Raw genomic sequence first — 9,031 nt, forward strand, 5'->3', positions numbered from 1 at the left:
ACCATATTTCACAGGCATTTCGGAAAGAGAAAAAGACTGCACCAAACGGTCCAATCTTTTCATTTTCTATCTAAGTTTTATGCTTGTGGTTTGCGTAGGTAACCATAGACTACACCACTTACGATTGCTCCTACCAAGACAGAAACGAGGTAAAGAAGAGCATTTGAAGTAAGGGCAATAACGAAGATTCCTCCGTGTGGCGCCATGAGTTTGATACCAGTAAGACCAACGAGTCCACCTGCTACTGCTGAACCAAGGATGAAGCTTGGGATAGCACGAGCTGGGTCAGCGGCACCAAATGGAATTGCTCCCTCAGTGATAAATGACAAGCCCATGATGATGTTTGTCAAACCAGAGTTGCGTTCTTCTTTAGTAAATTTATCTTTGAAAAGAAGAGTTGCGACAAAGATTGCAAGTGGTGGTACCATTCCTCCAGCCATAACTGCTGCCATAGCCACAGAACCACCTGAAGAAACAGTCGCTGCAAGCGTACCTGTACCAAATACATAAGCCGCTTTGTTAACTGGTCCACCCATGTCAACAGCCATCATTCCACCAAGGACGATACCGAGAAGGACAGCTGAACCACCTCCAAGACCGCCTAGGAAGTCATTCATAGCAGTGTTGATTGCTGCCATCGGGATGTTAACAGCTAGCATGACAAATCCTGTCAAGATTGTCCCAAGAAGTGGCAAGAGAAGGATTGATTTAGCACCTTCAAGTGAACGAGGAACTTTAACGTATTTCTTGATAGCAAGAACCAAAGCACCTGCGATAAATCCACCCACAAGGGCACCTAGGAAACCAGATGAGACACCTGCAAGAGTTGAAGTTGCTTCACCACCTGCGGCATAAGGAATTTTACCAAAGGCAAAACCTTCTTTGGCAATAGCACCAGCCACGAAACCTGCTACCAAACCTGGTTTTTCAGCGATAGAATAGGCAACATAACCTGCAAAGACTGGAAGCATCAAACCAAAGGCAGCTCCCCCAATTTTCATGAACATAGAAGCTAGCTCATGGTAGGAACCAAGATTGCCAAGGTTTTCATTTGGAACACCCAAAGCACCGTCAATCAAGAAGGCAAGGGCAATCATGATACCACCACCGATAACGAATGGTAACATTTGGGATACACCACTCATCAAGTGTTTGTAGAAGGCACCACCAAGGCTTTGTTTTTCGTTAGAGGCTGTTGCAGCTTTTGCACCATTAGCTGCACGGTAGACTTCCGCTTCTCCTGAAAGAGCCAAGTTAATTAACTCTTCTGTCTTACGGATACCGTCAGCAACTGGACGATTGATCAATGGTTTACCATCGAAACGATCCATTTCTACAGCCTTATCTGCTGCGATGATAATAGCTTTAGCCTTACGAATGTCTTCCGCAGTTAGTTGGTTACCAACACCACTAGCACCGTTGGTTTCGACCCTAATTCCAACACCCATTTCAGCAGCCACTTTTTGAAGAGCTTCTTGGGCCATGTAAGTGTGGGCAATACCTGTTGTACAAGCTGTAACAGCTACGATAAAGTCACCAGAGTCATTAGCAGGCACTTGAACAGGCTCTTCAGTTTTTTCTGAAGCTTGGTCAAAAAGTTCGATAACTTGGTCAGCTGATGTTACTTGACGAAGTTTATCAGCAAAGTCGTCTTTCATCAAGTATTGAGACAATTCTGCCAAGGCTGCTAAGTGAGTATCATTGGCACCTTCTGGAGCTGCAATCATAAAGAAAAGGTCAGTTGGTTGCCCATCCAAGCTCTCGTAGTCAACACCCTTGTTTGACTTGGCAAAGAGAACTGTCGCTTCTTTGACAGCAGAGTTCTTGCTGTGAGGCATAGCAATTCCGTCACCCAAACCAGTAGAAGTGAGAGCTTCACGCGCCAAAATTCCTTCTTTAAAGGTTTCAAAATCTGTCACATAACCGTGGTCTACCAAGCTTTTAATCATCTCTTCGATGACAGCAGTTTTTTCAGTTGCTTGCAAATCGAGCAACATGACATCTTTTCTCAATAGGTCTTGAATTTTCATCGTTTTTCTACCTCAACTTTTTCATATGTTTCTTTAATAAATTCCGCCGTTGCCAAATCATCTGAGAAGGTGGTTGCCGTTCCGCAAGCTACTCCCCATTTGAAGGCTTCTACTGCGTCTTTTGATTTGACAAATTCACCTGTGAATCCAGCGACCATAGAATCGCCAGCTCCGACAGAATTTTTGACTGTTCCTTTGATTGGTTTAGCGAAGTAAGCTCCCTCAGATGTGACAAGAAGAGCACCGTCACCAGCCATAGAAATAATGACGTTTTGAGCACCTTTAGCCAGTAACTCACGAGCGTATTTCTCAATTTCATCTAAACTTTCGAGTTTCACTCCAAAAATCGCTCCAAGTTCATGATTGTTTGGTTTGACCAAAAGTGGCTGGTAGTCCAAACTATCAATCAAGGTCTGTCCTTCAAAATCACAAACGACTTGCGCACCCGTCTGACGCGTCAAGGCAATCAAATCCTTGTAAATGACATTGCCCAGATTTTTAGCACTTGAACCCGCAAACACCACCGTATCTTCTGCTGTCAGGCTAGATAAAATAGCTTTCAATTCTTCTAGCTGAGCTGGTTCCACATTTGGACCAGTCCCATTGATTTCTGTTTCTTGGTCTGCTTTGATTTTAACATTGATACGAGTATCTTCTGCCACTTGGACAAAACGTGTCTCAATTTCTTCATCAGCCAAAGTATCTGTGATAAATTTACCAGTAAAACCTCCGATAAATCCCGTCGCTGTATTGGGAATACCCAAGCGTTTCAAGACACGACTGACATTGATTCCTTTCCCACCAGCAAACTTATCATCACTGTCCATACGATTGACACTACCGACTTGGACTTGGTCCAAGCGCACGATATAGTCAATGGATGGATTGAGTGTGACTGTATAAATCATACTTCTATTACCTCCGTTTTCTCCTTAATAGCCTGCAAGAGCTCATGCCCTTGACTTGTGATAACAATAGCTCGTTTGAGTGGTGCTACCTTGGCAAAGCAAGTTTGTCCAATTTTAGACGAATCCACCAAGACATAGGTCTGTTTGGCATTTTCTAAAATAGCACGCTTCACAGCCCCCTCCTCCATATCAGGAGTCGTATAATAGCCATCGTCCACACCATTCATCCCGATAAAGGCACGGTCAAAGTGCAATTGGTTAATCTGGTTAAGAGCAACGCCCCCGATGCTCGCATCTGTTGCCATCTTGACACTTCCTCCAACCATGACAGTTGGAATCTGCTTTTCAACCAACTGAGCGGCATGGTGAATCGAATTGGTCACGACTGTGACATTTTTATTAACCAATTCATGAATCAAAAAGGCTGTCGTTGTTCCAGCATCGATAAAGATGACATCTTGTTCCTTGATGAGAGAGGCTGCTTTCTGAGCTAACAACTTCTTCTCTTGAAGGTTTTTGACAGATTTTTCTTGAATGGTTTCTTCTTCCTGCAAGGAATGGGGCAATTCTGCTCCACCATGCACACGACGAAGCTTGTTTTCTGCTTCCAACTCATCTAAGTCTCTTCGAACCGTTGATTCTGACGTTTCTAGCAAACTAACTAATTTTTCTAGAGAAACTACATGATGTTGATTTAACTCCTCTAAAATCAGCTGCTTCCGCTCTGTTTTTAACACCGAATCACCTCCTGTTATCGTTTACACTATTCATTCTATCACACTTTCTTTTAAAGTCAAGCATTTTTTATCATTTTCTTTCAAAATCTATCATTTTTCTTATTTCCAGAATTTTTATTGCAAGATAAGAGGCTTTATGGTAGACTATTTGAGTAAGTATTGGAAGATTACTCAAGAGGCTTAAGAGGCCGTGTTGGAAACGCGGTAGGCGTGTAACAGCGTGCGTGGGTTCGAATCCCATGTCTTCCGTGGAAAAGAAAAATTATTTTTTGGATGCAACAAATGTTGTATCTTTTTTTATCGCTTTTTTAAAAATAGGGTCTGTTTTAGGATCTATTTGTGACTCCTTTGTTGTATCCTTTTTCGCAAAAGAATACTAAGGAATACCAAAGATAAAAATAAAAAACGTTGATTTAACAACGTTTTACCAAGGAATGCAAAAGAATGCAAAGGAATAATGGAGCCGGTGGGAGTCGAACCCACGTCCAAACACCTGCCAACATATTTGTCTACAACCATAGGTTATGTATTAGTTTAACAGTCCCTCGACACATAACTCAAGCCTAGAAACTGCGAGTCTATCAATCTCTTATCAAGCCGCTAGACAAGACTCAATCGTATCTCGCTAATAATAAGACCTGTCATTGAACACGAGCAATCCAAATCAGGTCACGCCTGCTGGTTTTTAGGCAGCTAGAGCGTAAGAAGTGTTATTTTTTGCAGTTATATTTAACTGAGCGTTTACGTCGCCACACGAGTCGCAAAATATGCCTCATAATGCCTGTCGAATCCGTAACGACCCCAAAAGACAATAAAACCATTATACCTTATCTAACTCAAAAATGCAAAAAGGAAATCAATGAACTACAGAAGATAATCTTTCAAAGCTTTGGTCAAAACCTGATAACCAGCAACACTGAGGTGCAGTCCATCAGTAGTATAATCTTTTTTTAGTTGACCTGCTTGGTCTGTCAAACTATCAAAAACTGGCACAAATTCCACCTGCATATAGGCCGACGCAAGCTTTTGATAGGCCTGATTCCATCTCTGAATTTTTTCATTCGTACGGATATAGACTGTCTGCTGGTACTCCTCGCCTTCATTGACTGGCAAAATGGAAAGCAATTTAATCTCTGTCAGTGGATAATCGCGAGCAATGGACTGTATGATAGCTTCGAGATTATTAAGAGCATCATTCAGAGGCACATCTTTTCCAATATCGTTTGTCCCAATCAGAAGGACAATTTTATCTACTGCTCCACCGTACAGATGCGCATCCAGATTCTCTAATAACAGTCCTGTCTGATAGCCACGAATCCCTCGATTGACAATTGTCTTTGAAGTCCCAAATAGCTCCTGTAGAGGATAATACTCGACAATGGAATCCCCAATAAAAAGAATGTCTGGCTCTAGAACAGAAACCTGATTTAAGTGACGATACTTGGTTTGAATTTTGCCTTGTTCCTTTAGGAGCCAATTTTCTAATAACTGTACTGCCACTTCATTCTCCTTTTTCTAACCAGTTTTCCAAGACTTGGTAAACTCCTCCTTGGCTGTTGGCTGGCGCTAGAGCAGTAGCCACAGCTTTGGCTTTCTCATCAGCATTTTCCATCGCATAGGCAATTCCAGCCATTTCAAGCATTTCAACATCATTTTCACTGTCACCAAAAGCCATGATTTGTTGGGAGTTTAAGTCCCAGCGCTTGAGTAATTCTTCCAAGCCCCATGCTTTATGAATCCCAGCTTGGAGGATATCAATGCAACCATAGCCACTCGATACAGCCCGAACACGGCCATCAAAGAGGTCATTGATTTCTTCCAAAACCGAACTCAAACGTTCCTCACCAACAACCATGCTCATCTTGAGCACACCACCAAAGAGATCAGATGTTAACTCATCCACAAAATGCATCCGTTGGTAGAATTTTTCAATCATTTCTGGAGTCATAAAACTTTCAAGATCTGTAAAAACGGTACCTTCTTTGACGAAACCACCCTTCATCCCCGTTACAACAAACTGGTCCTTACACGCTCGATCCTTGAAATGAGCCAAAGCCTTGACAACAATGGCGTCATCCCATGTCTGAGCCTGAATCAATTCATTGTTTTCAAACATACGAGCACCGTTTGCAACAACCAGAACCACTCGATCGACCAAGTGCCCCAGTAGTTGCCTCATGCGGTGAATTTCATTGCCCGTCGCGATGACAAAACGAATCCCCCTTTGATCCAACTGATCTAAAATCTTTTCCAAGCGTGGGAGATCCAGCTGGCCTCTAGCATCCAGCAAGGTTCCATCCATATCTGTCGCAATTACCTTAATCGTCATTTACTTTCCTCTGGATTCAAGCTAATCCCACTTCAATCCCACATGTTCATTCATTTCTTTGTAGGCTGTATCAATTCGTTCCTTAGTCGCTTCATCTAATTGATCACGATGACTACCACCCTCTATAAAATCTTCCAAGATATAGGTTTGATAATGATATAAAGGATAGCTTTCTGGTGAAAAAGTTCCCTTTGGTGTTCGATTGACCCAAGTAGGATGAGCTTTAGCTGTTCCGATAGTTGTTTTTCCATCCTTCTTCTTAATGGTCACGTCCATGAGAACACCCCGTTCAGTCCACTTAGCATTTTCTACCCCTTGCATAGTCTCAATTCGTTGATTGGAAATGAAGTTCCCCATTGAATAGATAATGAGTTTCTTGTCCCCATCTTTTTCAACAATTTCAGACGGTTCAACTACGTGTGGATGCCCTCCAAAGATAATATCTGCTCCCCAATCAATCATCTTGTGATAAAGAGCTTTTTGCTCTTCAGTCGGTTCTATGCGATACTCAACACCCATTTGTGGCATGATAATAGTGATATCTGCTTCCTTTTCCGCCCGTTCAATTTCAGACTTCATTTTATTCTCATCTAAATCTGAAAGATAGTGATTATAATCCTCTTGAGAAATATTTTGCTCAATTCCATTAAATCCATAGGAATAGGCCAAAAGAGCAACCTTGATACCATTCACTTCCTTAATGACCAGCGGAGCCTGATCACGTGGTTCATGCGTATAAACTCCGATTGGAGTGATTCCGGCTTTCTCAATAATATCGGCCGTTGAAATAACTCCCTCAATTTGCGAATCCAAAATATGATTATGAGCTAAATCCAGCACATGATAACCTGCATCCTTAATGGCATCCATAACTTCAGCAGGAGCATTAAAGAGAGGATAACCCGCTAAATAGTGATCCTTATTGATGGTTCCTTCAAAGTCACCAATAGCTAAGTCTGCTTGCTTAAGCCAAGGAGTCACATACTCAAAATTCTCATGAAAGTCATAGGTACCGTCTTCTTTTTTAGCTGAAAAGAAAAGTCCATCGTGGTAGAGCAAATCTCCGTTGGCCATAATTCTAGCAGATTTTTCCTCTTCCTGCTCCTGAGACTTTTGCTTAGTCCCTTCTTGAGAAATAGTATCTCGTTTTTGACTGGTCAGAGGCATGCCTTGGAAACTTTCAAACAATAAGACCAAGCCCATTGATAAAGCAACTGCTAGCAAGAGTACCGCCACAAATCCTTTATTGCTCCACTTGCGATAACTCCTAAAAAAGTTTACCAAGCCCTTCATAAAACGAAAAGCTAAACCACCCTGATTTCTATCTTGTCTTCTTTGCATCTTCATTCTCCCTACTTTCTTATGCAAGCCTTTTCTTTTTATTATATCATAGATAAGTAATTCTTTCACAATTGATACTCTTCGAAAATCAAATTCAAACCACGTCAGCGTCGCCTTACCGTACTCAAGTACAGCCTGCGGCTAGCTTCCTAGTTTGCTAGTTTGCTCTTTGATTTTCATTGAGTATGAATTGAACATCCTATCTATTTTCTATAAATCCTAAAGGCTGTAATACTTTCAATCCTTGTCATTTTGTGTTATCATGTAGAGGTAATGAAAGGAGAGAAAATGTCTGCTATAGAACGTATTACAAAAGCTGCTCACTTAATTGATATGAACGATATTATCCGCGAGGGGAATCCAACTCTACGCGCGGTTGCTGAGGAAGTCACTTTCCCCCTATCTGACCAGGAAATCATCCTAGGCGAAAAGATGATGCAATTCCTCAAACATTCCCAAGATCCTGTCATGGCTGAAAAGATGGGGCTACGCGGTGGGGTTGGACTTGCTGCTCCTCAATTAGATATCTCAAAACGCATTATCGCTGTTTTGGTGCCTAATATTGTTGAAGAAGGAGAAACTCCACAGGAAGCCTACGACTTACAAGCCATTATGTACAATCCAAAAATCGTCTCTCACTCTGTTCAAGACGCTGCTCTTGGCGAAGGAGAAGGTTGTCTGTCTGTTGACCGCAACGTGCCTGGCTATGTGGTGCGCCATGCCCGCGTTACTGTTGACTACTTTGACAAGGATGGAGAAAAACACCGCATCAAGCTCAAAGGCTACAACTCCATCGTTGTTCAGCATGAAATTGACCACATCAACGGAATCATGTTTTACGATCGTATCAATGAAAAAGACCCATTTGCAGTTAAAGATGGTTTACTGATTCTGGAATAAAGAAAATCCCGTTGCAAGACGGGGTTTTGTGTTATAATAGAGGCATGAAAACAAATGATATTGTCTATGGCGTCCACGCTGTTACCGAAGCCCTCCGTGCAAACACAGGAAACAAACTTTACCTCCAAGAAGATCTCCGAGGTAAGAATGTTGAGAAAGTCAAAGAACTGGCTACAGAAAAGAAGGTGTCCATTTCTTGGACTTCAAAAAAATCCCTCTCTGATATGACTGAAGGTGCTGTCCACCAAGGTTTTGTTCTACGAGTGTCTGAATTTGCCTATAGCGAGCTGGATAACATCCTTGCCCAAACGCGTCAAGAAGAAAATCCACTACTATTGATTCTAGATGGTCTAACCGATCCCCATAATCTGGGGTCTATCTTGCGAACAGCCGATGCGACCAATGTTTCAGGTGTCATCATTCCCAAGCACCGTGCTGTCGGAGTAACTCCTGTCGTTGCCAAAACGGCCACAGGTGCTATTGAACACGTTCCAATTGCCCGAGTGACCAATCTGAGCCAAACTCTAGACAAACTCAAGGATGAAGGCTTCTGGACCTTTGGAACGGATATGAATGGGACTCCTTGCCACAAGTGGAATACAAAAGGGAAAATCGCCCTCATCATTGGAAATGAAAGAAAAGGTATCTCTAGCAACATCAAAAAACAGGTCGATGAAATGATTACCATTCCGATGAATGGACATGTTCAAAGCCTTAATGCCAGTGTTGCTGCGGCCATTCTCATGTACGAAGTTTTTCGAAATAGACTATAAAAAAGTTCTAGTC

8 protein-coding genes, 1 tRNA gene and 1 other RNA gene are annotated in these 9,031 nt (G+C 42.2%); 3 read left to right on the top strand and 7 right to left on the bottom strand.

The features are described 5' to 3' along the window. Positions 1-77: 77 nt before the first annotated feature. Genes SMIDD28_RS00610 through SMIDD28_RS00620 form a run of 3 tightly spaced genes read right to left on the bottom strand, consistent with a single transcriptional unit; the run spans position 78 to position 3,675 of the window. Positions 78-2,030, bottom strand: a complete 1,953-nt coding sequence (locus tag SMIDD28_RS00610) for a PTS fructose transporter subunit IIABC (RefSeq protein WP_061423938.1) — start codon at positions 2,028-2,030, stop codon at positions 78-80. Next, positions 2,027-2,938, bottom strand: a complete 912-nt coding sequence (gene pfkB / locus SMIDD28_RS00615; protein WP_061423940.1) for a 1-phosphofructokinase — start codon at positions 2,936-2,938, stop codon at positions 2,027-2,029. Before pfkB ends, SMIDD28_RS00610 begins: the two co-directional genes overlap by 4 nt. Continuing rightward, positions 2,935-3,675 carry a DeoR/GlpR family DNA-binding transcription regulator gene (locus SMIDD28_RS00620; RefSeq protein WP_000920654.1) on the bottom strand — a complete coding sequence of 247 codons (741 nt, stop codon included), beginning with the start codon at positions 3,673-3,675 and terminating at the stop codon, positions 2,935-2,937. The genes pfkB and SMIDD28_RS00620 overlap by 4 nt, the downstream gene beginning before the upstream one ends. 161 nt (positions 3,676-3,836) lie before the next feature. Here SMIDD28_RS00620 and SMIDD28_RS00625 point away from each other — a divergent pair. After that, positions 3,837-3,924 (top strand) — tRNA-Ser (locus SMIDD28_RS00625). 206 nt (positions 3,925-4,130) lie between these two features. Here the strand turns inward: SMIDD28_RS00625 and ssrA are convergent. From ssrA to SMIDD28_RS10815, 4 genes are all read right to left on the bottom strand, one after another. Next, positions 4,131-4,478: a transfer-messenger RNA gene (gene ssrA, locus SMIDD28_RS00630) on the bottom strand. Positions 4,479-4,539: 61 nt separating this feature from the next. Then, positions 4,540-5,175, bottom strand: a complete 636-nt coding sequence (locus SMIDD28_RS00635) for an SGNH/GDSL hydrolase family protein (protein ID WP_061423942.1) — start codon at positions 5,173-5,175, stop codon at positions 4,540-4,542. Position 5,176: 1 nt separating this feature from the next. After that, positions 5,177-6,004, bottom strand: a complete 828-nt coding sequence (locus SMIDD28_RS00640; protein WP_061423944.1) for an HAD family hydrolase — start codon at positions 6,002-6,004, stop codon at positions 5,177-5,179. A 21-nt stretch (positions 6,005-6,025) separates the two neighbouring features. After that, complete coding sequence (locus SMIDD28_RS10815) at positions 6,026-7,345, bottom strand: CapA family protein (RefSeq protein ID WP_081103159.1); 1,320 nt, start codon at positions 7,343-7,345, stop codon at positions 6,026-6,028. A 288-nt stretch (positions 7,346-7,633) separates the two neighbouring features. On the opposite strand from SMIDD28_RS10815, the gene def reads away from it, so the two are divergent. Both def and rlmB read left to right on the top strand, forming a co-directional pair. After that, a complete protein-coding gene (def, locus tag SMIDD28_RS00655; RefSeq protein WP_001272956.1) occupies positions 7,634-8,245 on the top strand; it encodes a peptide deformylase in 612 nt (203 codons plus the stop codon). 44 nt (positions 8,246-8,289) lie between these two features. Next, positions 8,290-9,018 carry a 23S rRNA (guanosine(2251)-2'-O)-methyltransferase RlmB gene (rlmB, locus tag SMIDD28_RS00660; RefSeq protein ID WP_061423946.1) on the top strand — a complete coding sequence of 243 codons (729 nt, stop codon included), beginning with the start codon at positions 8,290-8,292 and terminating at the stop codon, positions 9,016-9,018. Positions 9,019-9,031: the final 13 nt, after the last annotated feature.

Source organism: Streptococcus mitis, assembly GCF_001579045.1.
Lineage (GTDB): Bacteria > Bacillota > Bacilli > Lactobacillales > Streptococcaceae > Streptococcus > Streptococcus mitis_D.

Excerpts from the sequence above, each read along its gene's own strand:
- rlmB (WP_061423946.1), top strand. The coding sequence starts at position 8,290 with ATGAAAACAAATGATATTGTCTATGGCGTCCACGCTGTTACCGAAGCC.
- SMIDD28_RS10815 (WP_081103159.1), bottom strand. The coding sequence starts at position 7,345 with ATGCAAAGAAGACAAGATAGAAATCAGGGTGGTTTAGCTTTTCGTTTT.
- SMIDD28_RS00610 (WP_061423938.1), bottom strand. The coding sequence starts at position 2,030 with ATGAAAATTCAAGACCTATTGAGAAAAGATGTCATGTTGCTCGATTTG.
- pfkB (WP_061423940.1), bottom strand. The coding sequence starts at position 2,938 with ATGATTTATACAGTCACACTCAATCCATCCATTGACTATATCGTGCGC.
- def (WP_001272956.1), top strand. The coding sequence starts at position 7,634 with ATGTCTGCTATAGAACGTATTACAAAAGCTGCTCACTTAATTGATATG.
- SMIDD28_RS00640 (WP_061423944.1), bottom strand. The coding sequence starts at position 6,004 with ATGACGATTAAGGTAATTGCGACAGATATGGATGGAACCTTGCTGGAT.